Raw genomic sequence first — 17,195 nt, forward strand, 5'->3', positions numbered from 1 at the left:
TGCACATGGTCGGCATTCTCGAAGACAAGGACCGCATCTTCACCAACCTGTACGGCCTCCAGGACTGGCGGCTGGACGGGGCGAAGAAGCGCGGCGCGTGGAACGCGACGGCGGACATGCTGTCGGCCGGGCGCGACTGGATCATCACCCAGGTCAAGAACTCCGGCCTGCGCGGCCGCGGCGGGGCGGGCTTCGGCACCGGCCTGAAGTGGTCGTTCATGCCCAAGGTGGTGGGCGACCGCCCGCACTACTTGGTGGTCAACGCCGACGAATCCGAGCCGGGCACCTGCAAGGACCGGGAGATCATGCGGCACGATCCGCACCTCCTGATCGAAGGCTGCCTGATCGCCTCCTTCGCGATGCAGGCGCACGCCTGCTACATCTATCTCCGCGGCGAGTACGTCCGGGAGCGCGAGATCCTGGAAGAGGCGGTCAAGGAGGCCTATGCGGCCAAGCTGATCGGCAAGAACAACGTCCACGGCTGGGACTTCGACGTCTACGTCCACCACGGCGCCGGCGCCTACATCTGCGGCGAAGAGACGGCCCTGCTGGAAAGCCTGGAAGGCAAGAAGGGCCAGCCGCGCCTGAAGCCGCCGTTCCCGGCCGGCGCGGGCCTGTACGGCTGCCCGACCACGGTGAACAACGTCGAGTCGATCGCGGTGGTGGGCACCATCCTGCGCCGCGGGGCCGACTGGTTCGCCGGCTTCGGCCGTCCGAACAACACCGGCACCAAGCTGATGTGCATCTCCGGCCACGTGAACAAGCCGTGCAACGTGGAAGAGGCCATGTCGATCCCGCTGAAGCAGCTGCTCGAAGAGCACTGCGGCGGCGTGCGCGGCGGCTGGGGCAACCTGAAGGCGGTCATCCCGGGCGGCTCGTCCGTGCCGGTGATCACGGCCGAGCAGTGCGAAACCGCGCTGATGGACTTCGACAGTCTGCGCGAACTGCGCTCGGGCCTGGGGACCGCGGCGGTGATCGTGATGGACCAGTCCACCGACATGGTGAAGGCCATCGCCCGCATCAGCTACTTCTACAAGCACGAGAGCTGCGGCCAGTGCACGCCGTGCCGTGAAGGCACCGGCTGGATGTGGCGCGTGCTGGAACGCATGTCGATCGGCGAGGCCGATCCGTCCGAGATCGACCTGCTGCTCGACGTGGCCGGTCAGGTCGAAGGGCACACCATCTGCGCGCTCGGCGACGCGGCGGCCTGGCCGGTCCAGGGCCTGATCCGGCACTTCCGCCACGAGATCGAGGATCGCATCAACCAATATCGCGCGCGTCGCGGCTCGTTCGCCGGCGCCACGCTCGCGGCGGAGTAAGTTCGAATGCCCAAGGCCAAGGTCAACGGCGTCGAGGTCGAGTTCGAACCCGGCATGACCGTGCTGCAGGTGGCGGAGCTGGCCGGGAATGAAATCCCGCGCTTCTGCTACCACGAGCGCCTGTCCATCGCCGGCAACTGCCGCATGTGCCTCGTCGAGGTGAAGCCCGGACCGCCGAAGCCGCAGGCTTCGTGCGCCCTGCCGGCCGCCGAAGGCCAGGAGATCTTCACCGACACGCCGCTGGTGAAGAAGGCGCGCGAAGGGGTGATGGAGTTCCTGCTCATCAACCACCCGCTGGACTGCCCGATCTGCGACCAGGGCGGCGAGTGCGACCTGCAGGACCAGGCCGTGGGCTACGGCCGCGACGCTTCCCGCTATGCGGAGAACAAACGCGCGGTCGAAGAAAAGAACATGGGCCCGACGATCAAGACGTTCATGACGCGCTGCATCCAGTGCACGCGCTGCGTCCGCTTCGTCACCGAAGTCGCCGGCGTTCCCGAGATCGGCCTGACCGGCCGCGGCGAGGACGTCGAGATCGGCACCTACCTCGAGCAGGCGGTCACCTCGGAGCTGTCGGGCAACGTCAACGACCTGTGCCCGGTCGGCGCCCTGACCCACCGCCCGTGGTCGTTCAACTACCGCCCGTGGGAACTGCGCAAGACCGAGACCATCGACGTCATGGACGCGCTGGGCTCGAACATCCGCGCCGACTACCGCGGCCCGGAAGTCATGCGCGTGCTGCCGCGCGTGAACGACGCGGTGAACGAGGAGTGGCTGTCGGACCGCAGCCGCTACGCCGTGGACGGCCTGATGCGCCAGCGTCTGGACCGCCCCTACGTGCGCGTCGGCGGCAAGCTGAAGCCGGCCTCCTGGGCCGAGGCCTTCGACACCATCGCCCAGCGCATGCAGGGCGTGGCGGCTGAGCGCGTCGGCGTGATCGCCGGCGACCTGCAGGACGCCGAGTCGATGAAGGCCGCGCTGGACCTGTTCGGGTCGATGGGCGTGAAGAACCTCGACTGCCGTCAGGACGGCGCCCAGATCGGCGTCGGCCAGCGCGAGGCCTACCTGTTCAACTCGACCCTGGCCGGCATCGAAGACGCCGACGCGGTCCTGCTGATCGGCACGGATCCGCGCAAGGAAGCGCCGCTGCTGAACGCGCGCCTGCGCAAGATCTGGCTGGCCGGCAAGGCCCAGATCGGCGTGATCGGCGAGCAGGCCGACCTGTCCTACGACTACGCCTGGCTGGGCGAGGGCGTGAAGGCCCTCAAGGACGTCAAGAAGTCCGCCTTCGCCGAGGTGCTGAAGAACGCCCAGCGTCCGGCCGTGATCGTCGGCATGGGCGCGCTGGCCCGAGCGGACGGCGCCGCGGTGCTGAAGCTGGCGGCCGACGCCGCCAAGGCCTTCGGCGTGGTGAAGGACGGCTGGAACGGCTTCAACGTGCTGCACACCGCCGCCGGGCGCGTGGCGGGCCTCGACCTCGGCTTCGTGCCGAGCGAGGGCGGCCTGGACGTGCCGGGCATGGTCGAGGCGGCCGGCAAGGGCGCGTTGGACGTCCTCTTCCTGATGGGCGCCGACGAGATCGACATGTCCCGCCTGGGCCGCGCCTTCGTGGTCTACATGGGCAGCCACGGCGACGCGGGGGCTCAGCGCGCCGACGTGATCCTGCCGGGCGCCGCCTACACCGAAAAGCCGGGCTTCTACGTCAGCACCGAAGGCCGCGTGCAGCTGGCCGAACGCGTGGTGTTCCCGAAGGGCGAGGCCAAGGAAGACTGGGCCGTCCTGCGCGCCCTGTCGGAGCGCCTGGGCCGCACCCTGCCGTACGACACCCTGGCCGACCTGCGCGCCAAGCTGCTGATCGAGCACCCGACCTTCGGCCGCGTCGACTACGTCGCGCCGTCGGCCGCGCTGGACCTGGCCAAGCTGGGCGCCAAGGGCGAGGTCTCCGACCTGCCGTTCGTCAGCCTGATCCGCGACCCCTACCTGACCAACCCGATCGCGCGCGCCAGCGTGACCATGGCCGAACTCTCGGCCCTGCGTTCGCCCGTCCGCGCTCTGGCCGCCGAGTGACCGCCATGCAGACTGAAAGCTTCTGGACCACGCCGGGCGGGTGGACGCTTCTGACCGTCGGCCAGATCCTGCTGGTCATGGTCGGCGTGCTGGTCTCGCTGGCCTTCCTGCTGTGGGGCGACCGCAAAATCTGGGCCGGCGTGCAGCTGCGCAAAGGCCCCAACGTGGTCGGCCCGTTCGGCCTGTTCCAGTCGTTCGCGGACTTCTTCAAGTTCGTGTTCAAGGAGATCGTCGTCCCGGCCGGGGCCGACAAGACGGTCTTCCTGCTGGCCCCGCTGCTCACCTTCATCCTGGCCTTCGCCGCCTGGGCGGTGATCCCGTTCGCGCCGGGCTGGGTGGTGGCCGACCTGAACGTCGGCATCCTCTACCTGTTCGCCATCAGCTCGCTGGGCGTCTACGGCATCATCATGGGCGGCTGGGCCTCCAACTCGAAGTACCCGTTCCTGGGCTCGCTTCGTTCGGCCGCGCAGATGGTGTCCTACGAGGTCTCGATCGGCTTCATCATCATCACCGTCATCCTGTTCTCCGGCTCCATGCGCCTGACGTCGATCGTCGACGCGCAGGGCGGCGGCCTGCTGAACTGGAACGTGTTCGGCGGCCACGGCCTGGGCGGCCTGCACATGGCCCTGGTGATGATCCCCATGTCGGTGGTGTTCTTCATCTCGGCCCTGGCCGAGACCAACCGCCCGCCGTTCGACCTGCCGGAAGCGGAGTCGGAGCTCGTGGCCGGTTACCAGGTCGAGTACTCCTCCACCCCGTACCTGCTGTTCATGATCGGCGAGTACGCGAACATCGTGCTGATGTGCGCGATGATCACCATCCTGTTCTTCGGCGGCTGGCACCCGGGCGTGCCGCAGGGCTGGATCGACGCCCTGCCGGGCTGGATGCAGTACACGGTCTACCTGCTGACCTTCATCATCAAGGTGGTGTTCTGGTTCTGCATGATCGCCGTCGCCAAGGCGGTGGTGCCCCGCTATCGCTATGACCAGCTCATGCGTCTGGGCTGGAAGATCTTCCTGCCGACCTCGCTGGCCGCGGTGGTCCTGGTCGCCGCCTGGCGCGTGTTCGGAGTTTCGTGATGTTCCAAAGGATCGGACAGGCCGCCAAAGGCGCCATGCTGCTGGACTTCATCGGGGCCTGGGGCCTGGCGTTCCGCTACATGCTGCGCCCCAAGGCGACCATCAATTATCCGTTCGAACGGGGGCCGCTGTCGCCGCGCTTCCGCGGCGAGCACGCGCTGCGCCGCTATCCCAGCGGCGAAGAGCGCTGCATCGCCTGCAAGCTCTGCGAGGCGATCTGCCCGGCCCAGGCCATCACCATCGAGGCCGAACCGCGCGACGACGGCAGCCGCCGCACGACGCGCTACGACATCGACATGGTGAAGTGCATCTACTGCGGCCTCTGCCAGGAGGCCTGCCCGGTGGACGCCATCGTCGAGGGCCCGAACATGGAGTTCACCACCGAGACCCGCGAGGAGCTGCTCTACGACAAGGAGAAGCTGCTGGCGAACGGCGACCGCTGGGAGCGCGAGCTGGCTCGCAACCTGGAGCTCGACGCGCCGTATCGCTGATCTGAGCGACTGCCTGAAAAGATGAAGCGCGGGAGGCCTCTCCCGCGCTTTTTTCATTCGGGAGAGGAGGGGGCTGCGGCCCCCAGCGGGAACTCCAGCGTGAAGCGCGCGCCAGGTTCGGCCGAGCCGGCGGTCAGCTCGCCGCCGAGCTGGGCCGCCAGGCTGGTGACGACGCGCATGCCCAGGCTCTCGCGGGAGCCAGCCAGGTTGAAATCGGCCGGCAGGCCCCGGCCGCGGTCGGTCACCTCCAGCCGATAGCGACCGCCCGGCGCCGAGGCGCCGCGCACCTGGACCTCGCCGCCCTCGCCTTCGGGATAGGCGTACTTGTAGGCGTTGGTCAGCAGCTCGTTGACCAGCAGGCCCAGCGGCACGGCGAGGTCGGCGCTGACCACAGCGGGCTCCGCGTCGACCCGGGTGGCGTGCTGTGGGGCGGTGCCGGCCACGGCGGCGCACAGGTCGGTCAGGAAGGCGCTCAGGTCGATCTCGCGCATGCCGGCTCCGCGCCAGAGCTGGTCGTGCACCCGCGCCACCGCATGCACTCTCGCGGCGGCGTCCTCCAGCGCCCGCCGTGGGGCGTCCTGGAGCGTCCGGGCCTGCAGCCCCAGCAGGCTGGAGACCAGGGCGAGGCTGTTCTTCACCCGATGGCTGACCTCCTGCAGAAGGGTCCGCTGCAGCTCCATCGCCTCGCGCTGGTCGGTGATGTCGGTGGCCACCCCGATCCACTTCTCCACCTGACCCTCGGCGTCGCGGGCAGGGGCTGCGCGCAGCATGAACCAGCGCCAGGCGCCGTCGGCCCTGCGGATGCGAACCTCCTGCTGGACCGGGTGCACCTCCCGCACCGCGTCGATCCAAACGGCGTAAAGCGGGCCGAGATCGTCGGGATGAACCACCTGCCGCCAGCCTTCGCCGAGCAACTCGTCGAAGGGCAGGCCGGTGTAGGCCAGGTATCGGGCGTTGACGTAGGTGTTGCGCCCCTCGGCGTCGCCTTCGAACAGCAGCCCCGGCACCGCGTCGGCCACCGCGCGCAGCCGCGTCTCGCCGGCCTGGGCCTCCGCCGCCCGATGGCGCAACTGCTGGCGCGCCGCTTCGAGCGCGTCGATCCGGTCTGCGGCCCAGATCACCATGGCGCCGAACGCTGTCGCCGTGACCGCGCAGACGACCGCCAGCCGGAAGTCCGGCGAGAAATAGCCCTCGCGCGTGGCGATCAGGGCGATCGCGCCGATCCCTGCGGGGGTCAGCACCGCCAGCGGCAGCAGCAGCCGCGAGACCGCGCCGCCGGGGGTGTCGAGCGTCAGGCGCCGCGGCCAGCCGGTGAGCGGCGGGGCGGCGAGCACGCCGGCCCCCAGCACCGCCAGGACGGCCGCGGTCGGGATGGAGACGGACGCGAAGCCGGCCGTTCCGGCGTTGAACACGAAGGCCAGAGACGCCGCCGCCGCCAGCAGCAGCGCCACGGTGGCGGCCCCCACCGCCGTCCGCGGCCATCGGCGCCGGGCCTTGGCCGCGATCGCGAAGGCCAGGAGGAGGGCGCAGGTGATGGTCATCTGGCCCATGCGGCCGGGGTGCGGGATGAAGCGCTGTTCCGCCACCCGGTCCGGGAAGAGCCACCGGTCCACGCCGATGTCGAAGCCGGCGTAGGCCAGGATGGTCGCTACGCAGATCAGCGCGACCAGGACCGACAGCGCCCGCGCCAGCCCGCGCGCGGGCGGCCGGTCAGACGCCGCCGAAAGCAGGCCGCCCCCGAGGAGCCCGATGACCAGCGCTGTCGTCGGTTGGGTCGCAGGGAAGCCGGGAAACAGGGCCTCCAGAGCGGGGACGTCCCAGGCCCAGCCCGCCAGGACGAGCAGGGCGGCGACGACGGCGACGAGGCCGCACAGGCGCGAGAAGAGGCGCAGGGTCATCGGCGGCCGGTTCGCGGCGGTCACGCCCTGAACAGCCGCCGTGCCCGGATGTTCCGCCGCCTCAGACCCGCTCGGCGATCACCTCCAGCACCATGGGGGTGACCATCATGGCGTTCGGGTTCTTTTCGGCCGCTTCGTATTCGGCGATCACCTGGTCGGCCCAGGCGCGGTCGCGCTTGCCGGTCTGCACCAGATGCTCCGGATAGGTCTTGGCGAAGGACGCGGGCCACTGCCAGACGAAGTTGGTCGGCGGCACCACATCCACGATCGGGCGCAACTCCTTGATTCGGAAACCGGCCTCCGGAAGCATGGCGGGTAGGAAGCGGCCGATCTCCGGCTCGCCGCCGCTGGCGCGCCAGTCCGCGGTGACGAAGTCGCGGAAGGCTTCCTGCATCGGCTGGGCCGGGGCGAAGGCCCACGTGCCGTAGTCCAGATACTCGTGGATCACGGCCACGCCGCCCGGGCGCAGGGTGGAGGCCAGCTTGGCCAGCACGGCGCGCGGGTCGCTGACGAAGGCCAGCACCCAGCGCACCCAGAAGGCGTCGGCGTTCGCGACGGGCAGGGCGTCGAGCACCAGGTCGAGGTTGTGGGTGGAGACGTTGTCGAGCCCGCGCTGGGCGGCGACCGCGTTCAGATAGGCGAGGAACCGCTCGGAACGCTCCAGGGCGTGCACCCGCCCGGTCGCGCCGACGATCTCGGCCAGGTCCACGGAAGCCCATCCGGGGCCGGCCCCGGCGTCGACCACGGTCGAGCCCTCGGTGATTCCCGCCCGGCGCCAGGCGTCCAGCACGCGCGGGCGCCAGACCCGGTGCTGCAGGCCGAGCCGGGCGATCTCCTCGTCGTGCGTGCCCAGCAGGTAATTTTGATCTTTCTCGGCCATGAGGACCTCTCAAACTGAGCCGGGAAGATGGATGCGCACAGGCTCCGGCGCCATCCCGGTTCTTGCGGTTCCGAACAGCCCTCCGGACCCTTTGCAATCGCATCCGGCCCAGTCTAGAAGAGCGCCGGCTTGCGGGACCCCGAAGGGGCGCGGATTCGCGTCCCTCGAACGTCCCGCAGGCTTCATGAGTTTCTTTCCGCCTCCCGCGCTTCGAAGCGGCGCGGACCGCACGGAGCAGATGTCCGCATGCCGCTTCCGGCGCTCGCCTTCTACATCCTCGCCACAGTCACCGTCGTTTCCGGTCTGGCCGTCGTTTCGGCCCGAAATCCCGTGCACTCGGTGCTGTTCCTGATCCTGGCCTTCTTCTCGGCGGCCGGCCTCTTCGTGCTGCTCGGCGCGGAGTTCCTGGCCATGCTGCTGGTCGTGGTCTACGTCGGCGCCGTCGCGGTGCTGTTCCTGTTCGTCGTCATGATGCTGGACGTCGACTTCGCCAGCCTGCGACAGGGCTTCGCCCAATATCTGCCGCTGGCGCTGGTGATCGGCGTCGTGCTGCTGGGCGAGATGATCTTCGTCAGCGTCGCCGTCGCCGACCGCGGCGCGGCCGCCGGCAAGGTCCCGCTGGCCGCCGCGGCCGACATGACCAACGCCGAAGCGATCGGCCGGGTGCTCTACACCGACTACGTCTACTTCTTCCAAGCGGCCGGGATCGTGCTGCTGATCGCCATGGTCGGCGCCATCGTCCTGACGCTGCGCCACAAGCCGAACGTGCGCCGCCAGAAGGTGGCCGTGCAGGTCGGTCGCCGCCGCAAGGACGCGGTGGCGGTCGTCAGCGTCCCGACCGGCGAGGGGATTTCCGAATGACCGTCACGCTCGCCCACTACCTGGCCGTCGCCGCGATCCTGTTCACGATCGGCGTGTTCGGCATCTTCGTGAACCGCAAGAACGTGATCGTCATCCTGATGTCGATCGAGCTGATCCTGCTGTCGGTGAACATCAACTTCGTGGCGTTCTCGGCCTACCTGAACGACGTGGCCGGCCAGATCATGGCCATGTTCGTGCTGACCGTGGCCGCCGCCGAGGCGGCCGTCGGCCTCGCCATCCTCGTCACCTTCTTCCGTAATCGCGGCGACATCGCCGTCGACGACGCCAGCATGATGAAGGGCTAAGTCCAGTGTCTTCGGAGACCCTCGTCACCGTCCTGGTGTTCGCGCCGCTCGTGGGCGCCGCGATCGCCGGCCTGTTCGGCCGCCGGATCGGCGACAAGCCCTCGATGGCGATCACCACGGGCCTGCTGTTCCTGGCCTGCGCCTTCGCCTGGGTGAACTTCTACAACCACACCTGGGGCCATCAGCCGAAGTTCCTGGTCGAGCTGCTGCCCTTCATCCAGATCGGCGACTTCAAGTCGACCTGGTCGATCCGCGTCGACGCCCTGTCGTCGACCATGATGATCGTGGTCACCACGGTGTCGGCCCTGGTGCACCTCTACAGCTGGGGCTACATGGCCGAGGATCCGGCCAAGCCGCGGTTCTTCGCCTATCTGTCGCTGTTCACCTTCGCCATGCTGGCGCTGGTCACCGCCAACGACTTCATGCAGCTGTTCTTCGGCTGGGAAGGCGTGGGCCTGGCGTCCTACCTGCTGATCGGCTTCTGGTACCAAAAGGCCTCGGCCTCGGGCGCGGCCATCAAGGCCTTCGTGGTCAACCGGGTCGGCGACTTCGGCTTCGCGCTGGGCATCATGACCGTCTACTGGATGTTCCACACCATCCGGTTCGACGAGCTGTTCCCGCTGATCCCGACCATGGCCGGCAAGACCTGGGCGTTCGGCAACTGGTCGTTCAGCGCGCTGGATCTGGCGGGCTTCCTGCTGTTCATCGGCGCCATGGGCAAGTCGGCCCAGTTCTTCCTGCACACCTGGCTCCCGGACGCGATGGAAGGCCCGACCCCGGTCTCGGCCCTGATCCACGCCGCCACCATGGTGACCGCCGGCGTCTACATGGTCTGCCTGCTGTCGCCGATCTACGAGGCCGCCCCGGTGGCGTCCCAGATCGTCGCCGTCATCGGCGCGATCACGGCGCTGTTCGCGGCGACCGTCGGCCTGGCCCAGAACGACATCAAGCGGGTCATCGCCTATTCGACCTGTTCGCAGCTCGGCTACATGTTCTTCGCCGCGGGCATCGGCGCCTACCAGGCGGCCATGTTCCACCTGTTCACCCACGCCTTCTTCAAGGCGCTGCTGTTCCTGGGCGCAGGCTCGGTGATCCACGGCATGCACCATGAGCAGGACATGCGGAAGATGGGCGGCCTGGCCAAGTACATGGTCCTGACCTTCGCCATGATGACGATCGGCACGATCGCCATCACCGGCCTCGGCTTCCCGGGCCACGGCTTCAGCTTCGGCTTCGCCGGCTTCTACTCGAAGGACGCCATCCTCGAAGCGGCCTTCGCCGCGGGCGCTCACTCTCAGGTCGGCAAGTTCGCCTTCTTCATCGGCCTGTTCGCCGCGATCCTGACCGCCTACTACTCCTGGCGTCTGGTGTTCATGACCTTCTTCGGCACGCCGAAGTGGGATCACGCCGAGGCGCACGGGCACGCCCACGACGCGCACGCCGACGACCACGCCAGCGCCGCGCAGTTCGAGAGCCACACCGAGCCGGGCGCCGAGCACGAGCATGCCGTCGATCACGACCACAAGCCGCACGAGAGCCCGTGGGTCATGCTGATCCCGCTGATCGTGCTGTCGGCCGGCGCGATCGTCGCGGGCTTCTTCTTCGCGCCGTACTTCATCGGCGAGAAGCAGGTCGAGTTCTGGGGCGGCGCGATCTTCAACGCGGCGTCGAACCACCTGCTGCACGAAATGCACGAGGTTCCGACCTGGGTGCGCTGGGCGCCGCTGGTCGGCTCGGTCGGCGGTTTGCTGGTCGCGGCCTGGTTCTACCTGCTGCACGAAGGCCTGGCGAAGCGCATGGCCGACCGCGGCGGGCCGCTGCACAGCTTCTTCTACAACAAGTGGTACTTCGACGAACTCTACGACTTCGTCTTCGTCCGCGGCGCCCGTTTCCTGGGCGACCTGTTCTGGAAGGGCGGCGACCAGAAGCTCATCGACGGTCTGGGGCCCAACGGCTTCGCCGCGGCCTCGCTGGCCGCCGCCAAGCGCCTGGTCCGGATCCAGACCGGCTACGTCTATCACTACGCCTTTGTGATGCTGCTCGGCGTCGCGGGCCTTCTGACCTTCGTCATCGCCAACTGGCACGGGTGAGGGGGGTAAAAAGCGATGCCTAACATTCTCAGCGTCATCACCTTCTTGCCGCTGGTCGGCGCGCTCGTCGTCCTCGGCCTGCGCCTGACCTCGCGGCCCGACGACCGGCAGGTCGTGGAGCGCACGTCCAAATGGATCGCGCTCTGGACCACGCTGGCGACCTTCGCCCTGTCGATCTGGCTGTGCGTGGCCTTCGACCGCAACGCGCCCGGCTTCCAGTTCGTGGAGCGCTACGAGTGGTTCTCGGGGGCCCAGTACTATCTGGGCGTGGACGGCATCTCGGTGCTGTTCGTCCTGCTGACCGCCTTCCTGCTGCCGCTCTGCATCCTGGCGAGCTGGACCAGCATCAAGGAGCGGGTGGTCGACTACATGATCGCCTTCCTGGTGCTGGAGACGCTGGTCATCGGCGTGTTCACCGCGCTGGACCTGTTCCTGTTCTACATCTTCTTCGAAGGCGGCCTGGTCCCGATGTTCCTGATCATCGGGATCTGGGGCGGCAAGAACCGGATCTACGCGGCGTACAAGTTCTTCCTGTACACCCTGCTGGGCTCGGTCCTGATGCTCGCGGCCATGCTGTACATGGCCTACGCCGCCGGCACGACCGCCATCCCGGAACTGATGAAGTTCCACTTCGACGCGACGACCCAGCAGCTGCTGTGGTTCGCCTTCTTCGCCTCGTTCGCGGTGAAGATGCCGATGTGGCCGGTGCACACCTGGCTGCCGGACGCCCACGTCGAAGCGCCCACCGCGGGCTCGGTCATCCTGGCCGGCATCCTGCTGAAGCTCGGCGGCTACGGCTTCCTGCGCTTCAACCTGCCGATGTTCCCGCAGGCTTCCGAGCTGTTCGCGCCGTTCGTCTTCACCCTGTCGGTGATCGCGATCGTCTACACCTCGCTGGTCGCCTTCCGGCAGACCGACATCAAGAAGCTGATCGCCTATTCGTCGGTCGCGCACATGGGCTTCGTGACCATGGGCATCTTCGCGGGCAACGCGCTGGGCATCCAGGGCGCCATCTTCCAGATGCTGAGCCACGGGGTGATCTCCGGCGCGCTCTTCCTCTGCGTCGGCGTGATCTACGACCGCATGCACACCCGCGAGATCGCCTTCTACGGCGGTCTGACCAGCCGCATGCCGGTCTACGCGGCGACCTTCCTGCTGTTCACCATGGCCAACGTGGGCCTGCCGGGGACCTCGGGCTTCATCGGTGAAATCACCACCATGACCGGCGTCTACAACGTGTCCACCTGGGCGGCGATCGTCTCGGCTTCGGGCGTGATCTTCTCGGCGGTGTATGCCCTGACGCTGTACCGTCGGGTCATGTTCGGCGAGCTGACCAACCCGCAGCTGGCCAACATCAGCGACATGGACTGGCGCGAGATCGCCGTGTTCGCCCCGCTGGTGATCGGCACCCTGGCGCTCGGCGTCTATCCGAATTTCGTCTTCGACTTCACGACCGCCTCGGTCGACGCCCTGGTCGCTACGTACCAGGCCGCGATCGCCGGGTGAGGACCTAAAGTGATGGATCTCTCGTCCGCCCTCTCCCTGGCTCTGCCGGAGCTGATCCTGGCCATCGGCGCCCTGGCGGTTCTGGTGTTCGGCGCCTTCCGCGGCGACCGCGCGTCCGGCGCGGTGGCCGTGCTGTCCGGCGCGGCCCTGGTGGCCGCCGCCTTCGCCGCGGCGCTCGGCCCGCTCGGCGTCGCCTTCAACGGCGCCTTCGTGGTGGATCGCATGGCGGTCTATTCGAAGGTGGCCATCTACGTCGCCAGCGCCTTCGGCGTCGTGCTCGGCCACGGCTGGCTGGGTCGCGCGTCCAACCAGAAGTTCGAGTACCCGGTGCTCATCCTGCTCGCCACGATCGGCATGAGCATGATGGTCTCGTCCGGCGACATGATCTCGCTCTACGTCAGCGTCGAGCTGCAGTCCCTGGCGCTCTACGTCCTGGCCGCCTTCCAGCGCGACGACGCCAAGGCCTCCGAGGCCGGCTTGAAGTACTTCGTGCTGGGCGCCCTGTCGTCGGGCCTGATGCTGTACGGCATCAGCCTGATCTACGGCTTCACCGGCGCCATGCGCTTCGACGCCGTCGCCGCCGCGGTCAGCGGCGAGGCGGGCGCCGGCGTGATCTTCGGCCTGGTGTTCCTGATCTGCGGCCTGGCCTTCAAAGTGTCGGCCGCGCCGTTCCACATGTGGACGCCCGACGTTTACGAAGGCGGCCCCACCCCGGCGGTGGCCTTCATCGCCGCCGCCCCGAAGCTGGCCGCCATGGTGCTGTTCGCCCGCACCCTGAGCCAGGGCTTCTTCGGCGTGCACGACCAGTGGGCCCAGGTGGTGATGATCATCGCCGCCATCTCCTTCGTGGTCGGCGCCTTCGGCGGCCTGATGCAGCGCGACATCAAGCGCCTCTTGGCCTACTCGTCGATCGCCAACATGGGCTACGCGCTTCTGGCCATCGCGGCCGGCACCCAGGCCGGCCTGCAGGCCCTGCTGGTGTTCCTGGTCCTGTACATGATCGACATCACCGGCTTCTTCGCCTGCCTGATGGCCCTGTCGCGCGACGGCCGCCCGGTGACCACCATCGCCGAGCTGTCCGGCCTGCGCCGGGTCAACCCTGGCGTGGCGCTGGCGCTGACCGTGCTGTCGCTGTCGGTGCTGGGCATGCCGCCGTTCTCGGGCTTCTGGGGCAAGTACTACGTGTTCAAGGCGGCCATCGGCGCGGGCCTCTGGCCGATCGCCGTGGCGGGCCTCGTCGCCTCCGTGGTGGCCGCGTTCTACTACCTGCGCATCATCAAGGTGATGTGGTTCGACGCGGCTCCCGCGCCGACCGACGGCGCCCCGGCCGAGACCCGGCTGGTCGCCTTCGCCTCGGCGGCGTTCTGCTTCCCGCTGGTGCTGGTGGCGCTCGCCCTGCTGGACCCGGCCGCCCGGAACGCCGCCTCGGCGCTGGGCCTCGGGTGAGCCGTTGATCGGCGCGGCCGACCTTCCGCCGGTTCTCGCCCTCGACGAGATCGACTCCACCAACGCCGAGGCCCGCAGGCGGGCCGAGGCGGGCGAGGCGGGGCCCCTGTGGATCACCGCCCGCCGCCAGAGCGCGGGCCGCGGACGCCGCGGCCGCGCCTGGGCGACCGGCGAGGGCAACCTCGCCGCCACCCTGCTGGCCACCACCGACCGCCGCCCGGCCGAGGCCGCCCAGGTCGCCTTCGTCGCCGCCCTGGCGGTGGCGGACGTGTTCGAGACCTGGGCCCCGGCCGCGGTCGTCTCCATCAAATGGCCGAACGACGTGCTGCTGGCGGGCCGCAAGGCCTCCGGCATCCTTATCGAGTCGGGTCCGACGCCTGACGGCCGGCTGTGGCTGGCGATCGGCTGCGGCCTGAATCTCGCGCACGCGCCCAGCGACGTGGAGCGGCCCGCCACGCGGCTGGCCGACCACCTGAGCGGCGACGTCACGGCCTGTCCGACGCCGGATCAGGCCATGCAGGCCTTCCGCGCCGCCTTCGCGCGGCGTCTGGCCGATTGGGAGGCGTCCGGCTTTGCGGCCGTGCTCACGGCCTGGACGGCGAAGGCTCAAGGGCTCGGCCAGGCGTGTGTAGCCCGGCTGGGCAACGAGACCATCGAAGGGATCGCCGAGGGCCTGGAGCCCGACGGGGCGCTGCGCCTGCGCACCGCCTCGGGCGAGCTGCGCCGCGTGACCGCCGGCGACGTGTTTTTCGCGGCGGCCTGAGGACGAGGGGCGGGGACATGCTGCTGGCCATCGAGCAGGGCAACACCAACACGCTGTTCGCCGTCCACGACGGCGCCGACTGGATCGCCCAGTGGCGGACCGCCACCGAGGCCAGCCGCACCGCCGACGAGTACGCCGTGTGGCTGCACCAGCTGCTGCAGATGGCCGGCCTGTCGCTGAACGACCTCGACGGCTGCATCATCTCCACCGTGGTGCCGCAGTCGCTGTTCAACCTGCGCAACCTGTCGCGGCGCTACCTGCACACCGAACCCCTGGTGGTCGGCGAGAACGCCGATCTCGGCATCGAGGTGCGCATCCAGAAGCCGTCCGAGGCCGGCGCCGACCGCCTGGTCAACGCCATCGGCGGCTTCATCGAATACGGCGGCCCGCTGATCCTGGTCGACAGCGGCACCGCCACCACCTTCGACGTGGTCGGCGAGGACGGCGGGTTCGAGGGCGGGGTGATCGCGCCCGGCATCAACCTGTCGCTGCAGGCCCTGCACTCCGCCGCCGCCAAGCTTCCCCGTATCGCCATCGAGCGTCCCGCCCACGTGATCGGCAAGGACACCGTCGGCGCCATGCAGGCGGGCGTGTTCTGGGGCTATGTCGGCCTCATCGAGCACCTCATCGACCGCATCAAGGCCGAGTACGGCCGTCCCATGACCGTCGTCGCAACCGGCGGGGTCGCCTCCCTGTTCGAGGGAGCGACGACCAAGATCGACCGGTTCGACTCCGACCTCACCATCCGCGGCCTGCTTGAAATCTGGCGGCGGAACACGAACTCCGCATCGAAATGAATCAAAAACAACAACAAGACGAACTCGTGTTCCTGCCGCTCGGCGGGTCGAACGAGATCGGGATGAACCTGAACTTCTACGGCTACGGCCCGGCGCATGCGCGCAAGTGGATCGTGGTCGACGTCGGCGTGACCTTCGGCGACCAGACCACGCCGGGCGTCGAGGTGATCGTCCCGGACGCCTCCTACATGGAAGGCGAGGACATCCTGGGCATCGTGCTGACCCACGCGCACGAGGACCACATCGGCGCGCTGGGCTGGCTGTGGCCGAAGCTGAAGGCCCCGATCTACGCGACGCCGTTCACCGCCTACCTGGTGCGCGAGAAGCTGCGTGACGCCGACCTGCTGGACGAGGTCGAGATCATCGAGGTGCCGCTGGGCGGGACCCTGAAGCTCGGGCCGTTCGACGTCACCCTGGTGACCATCACCCACTCGATCCCGGAGCCGAACGGCCTGGCGATCAAGACTCCGCTCGGCACCGTGCTGCACACCGGCGACTGGAAGATCGACCAGGACCCGGTGATCGGCGAGCGTACCGACGTCGACACCATCCGCCGCCTCGGCGACGAGGGCGTGCTGGCGATGGTCTGCGACTCCACCAACGTCTTCGTCGACGGCCACGCCGGCTCCGAGGGCGAGGTGAAGGTCGCCCTGGCCGCGCTGATCAAGACGCTGAAGGGCAAGGTGGCGGTGGCCTGCTTCGCTTCCAACGTGGCCCGGGTGGACAGCGTCGTCAGGGCGGCCGAAGCCGCCGGCCGGCGCGTCTGCCTGGTCGGCCGCTCGATGCACCGCATCACCGGTGCGGCCAAGTCGGTGGGCCTGCTGAAGGACGTGAAGGAGTTCATCCCCGAGGCGGAGGCCAAGGCCTTCCCGAAGGAGCAGATCCTCTACCTGTGCACCGGCAGCCAGGGCGAGCCGCGCGCGGCCCTGTCGCGCATCGCCGAGGGCAACCACCCCCACGTCAGCCTGGGGGAGGGGGACTCGTGCGTGTTCTCCTCGCGCGTGATCCCGGGCAACGAGATCCCGATCCGCAACCTGCAGAACAAGCTCGCCGACCGCGGCGTGCGGCTCTACACCGAGCGCGACCACCCGGGCATCCACGTCTCCGGCCACCCGTGCCGTGACGAGCTGAAAGAGATGTACCAGTGGGCCCGGCCGCAGATCGCCATCCCCACCCACGGCGAGCGCCGGCACCTGCTCGAGCACTGCAACCTTGCCAAGGACATGCAGGTGCCGCAGGCCGTCGCCCCGCGCAACGGCGACATGGTCCGCCTGGCCCCGGGCAAGCCCGAGGTGATCGACGAGGTGCCCGCTGGCCGGCTGTTCGTCGACGGCGGCGTGCTGGTGCCGGAGGGCGGCGACGCGCTGCGTGAACGCCGCCACGCCGCCCACAACGGCATGCTGTTCGTGTCCATGGCGCTGGACGGCAAGGGCAAGCTGGTCACCGACGTCGAGGTGCGCGGCCTCGGCCTGCCCGGCGACGAGGACTACACCATCGACGACGCGCTGGACGAACTGGCCGACGCCGCCGAGGAGGCCCTGAAGCGGCTCTCCAAGGACGACCGCGGCGAGGACGAGGCGGTGGAAACGGCCGTCTCCCGCGCCGTGAAAAAGGCCGCCCAGCACATCTGGGACCGCCGCCCGATCGTCGAGACCATCGTCCTGCGCGTCTGAGCCGCGGGACGATCCGCCGG

14 protein-coding genes are annotated in these 17,195 nt (G+C 68.9%); 12 read left to right on the forward strand and 2 right to left on the reverse strand.

All coding sequences use genetic code 11. The annotated features are described in order from the left end of the window. Positions 1-5: 5 nt before the first annotated feature. Genes nuoF through nuoI form a run of 4 tightly spaced genes read left to right on the forward strand, consistent with a single transcriptional unit; the run spans position 6 to position 4,956 of the window. Entirely contained in the window at positions 6-1,319 is a 1,314-nt protein-coding gene (gene nuoF / locus H8B08_RS03115; RefSeq protein ID WP_187448754.1) for an NADH-quinone oxidoreductase subunit NuoF, read from the forward strand. A gap of 6 nt (positions 1,320-1,325) precedes the next feature. Beyond that, a complete protein-coding gene (gene nuoG, locus H8B08_RS03120) occupies positions 1,326-3,386 on the forward strand; it encodes an NADH-quinone oxidoreductase subunit NuoG (RefSeq protein WP_187448755.1) in 2,061 nt (686 codons plus the stop codon). Between the two features lie 5 nt (positions 3,387-3,391). Next, on the forward strand, positions 3,392-4,465 hold the full coding sequence (nuoH, locus tag H8B08_RS03125) for an NADH-quinone oxidoreductase subunit NuoH (RefSeq protein WP_187448756.1): 1,074 nt from the start codon (positions 3,392-3,394) through the stop codon (positions 4,463-4,465). Then, the gene (gene nuoI, locus H8B08_RS03130; protein WP_187448757.1) at positions 4,465-4,956 is read left to right on the forward strand and encodes an NADH-quinone oxidoreductase subunit NuoI; all 492 of its coding nucleotides are present in this window, start codon (positions 4,465-4,467) and stop codon (positions 4,954-4,956) included. The genes nuoH and nuoI overlap by 1 nt, the downstream gene beginning before the upstream one ends. A gap of 53 nt (positions 4,957-5,009) precedes the next feature. Here nuoI and H8B08_RS03135 read toward each other — a convergent pair whose 3' ends face one another. Together H8B08_RS03135 and H8B08_RS03140 are read right to left on the reverse strand one after the other, a co-directional pair. Further along, entirely contained in the window at positions 5,010-6,854 is a 1,845-nt protein-coding gene (locus tag H8B08_RS03135) for a sensor histidine kinase (RefSeq protein ID WP_187448758.1), read from the reverse strand. A 61-nt stretch (positions 6,855-6,915) separates the two neighbouring features. After that, positions 6,916-7,734, reverse strand: a complete 819-nt coding sequence (locus H8B08_RS03140) for a methyltransferase domain-containing protein (protein WP_187448759.1) — start codon at positions 7,732-7,734, stop codon at positions 6,916-6,918. A 246-nt stretch (positions 7,735-7,980) separates the two neighbouring features. Here H8B08_RS03140 and H8B08_RS03145 point away from each other — a divergent pair, with 246 nt between their 5' ends. The 8 genes from H8B08_RS03145 to H8B08_RS03180 are packed head-to-tail and all read left to right on the forward strand — an operon-like array spanning position 7,981 to position 17,175. Next, on the forward strand, positions 7,981-8,595 hold the full coding sequence (locus H8B08_RS03145) for an NADH-quinone oxidoreductase subunit J (RefSeq protein ID WP_187448760.1): 615 nt from the start codon (positions 7,981-7,983) through the stop codon (positions 8,593-8,595). Next, a complete protein-coding gene (gene nuoK / locus H8B08_RS03150) occupies positions 8,592-8,900 on the forward strand; it encodes an NADH-quinone oxidoreductase subunit NuoK (RefSeq protein ID WP_163262765.1) in 309 nt (102 codons plus the stop codon). Before H8B08_RS03145 ends, nuoK begins: the two co-directional genes overlap by 4 nt. A gap of 5 nt (positions 8,901-8,905) precedes the next feature. After that, on the forward strand, positions 8,906-10,990 hold the full coding sequence (gene nuoL, locus H8B08_RS03155) for an NADH-quinone oxidoreductase subunit L (RefSeq protein ID WP_187448761.1): 2,085 nt from the start codon (positions 8,906-8,908) through the stop codon (positions 10,988-10,990). Between the two features lie 15 nt (positions 10,991-11,005). After that, on the forward strand, positions 11,006-12,496 hold the full coding sequence (locus H8B08_RS03160; protein ID WP_187448762.1) for an NADH-quinone oxidoreductase subunit M: 1,491 nt from the start codon (positions 11,006-11,008) through the stop codon (positions 12,494-12,496). Positions 12,497-12,508: 12 nt separating this feature from the next. Beyond that, on the forward strand, positions 12,509-13,942 hold the full coding sequence (nuoN, locus tag H8B08_RS03165; protein WP_187448763.1) for an NADH-quinone oxidoreductase subunit NuoN: 1,434 nt from the start codon (positions 12,509-12,511) through the stop codon (positions 13,940-13,942). A gap of 4 nt (positions 13,943-13,946) precedes the next feature. Further along, positions 13,947-14,705, forward strand: a complete 759-nt coding sequence (locus H8B08_RS03170) for a biotin--[acetyl-CoA-carboxylase] ligase (protein WP_187448764.1) — start codon at positions 13,947-13,949, stop codon at positions 14,703-14,705. A 17-nt stretch (positions 14,706-14,722) separates the two neighbouring features. Next, the gene (locus tag H8B08_RS03175; protein WP_187448765.1) at positions 14,723-15,502 is read left to right on the forward strand and encodes a type III pantothenate kinase; all 780 of its coding nucleotides are present in this window, start codon (positions 14,723-14,725) and stop codon (positions 15,500-15,502) included. Beyond that, the gene (locus H8B08_RS03180; RefSeq protein WP_187448766.1) at positions 15,499-17,175 is read left to right on the forward strand and encodes a ribonuclease J; all 1,677 of its coding nucleotides are present in this window, start codon (positions 15,499-15,501) and stop codon (positions 17,173-17,175) included. Before H8B08_RS03175 ends, H8B08_RS03180 begins: the two co-directional genes overlap by 4 nt. Positions 17,176-17,195 lie beyond the last annotated feature (20 nt).

The organism is Caulobacter sp. 17J80-11 (assembly GCF_014349105.1).
Lineage (GTDB): Bacteria > Pseudomonadota > Alphaproteobacteria > Caulobacterales > Caulobacteraceae > 17J80-11.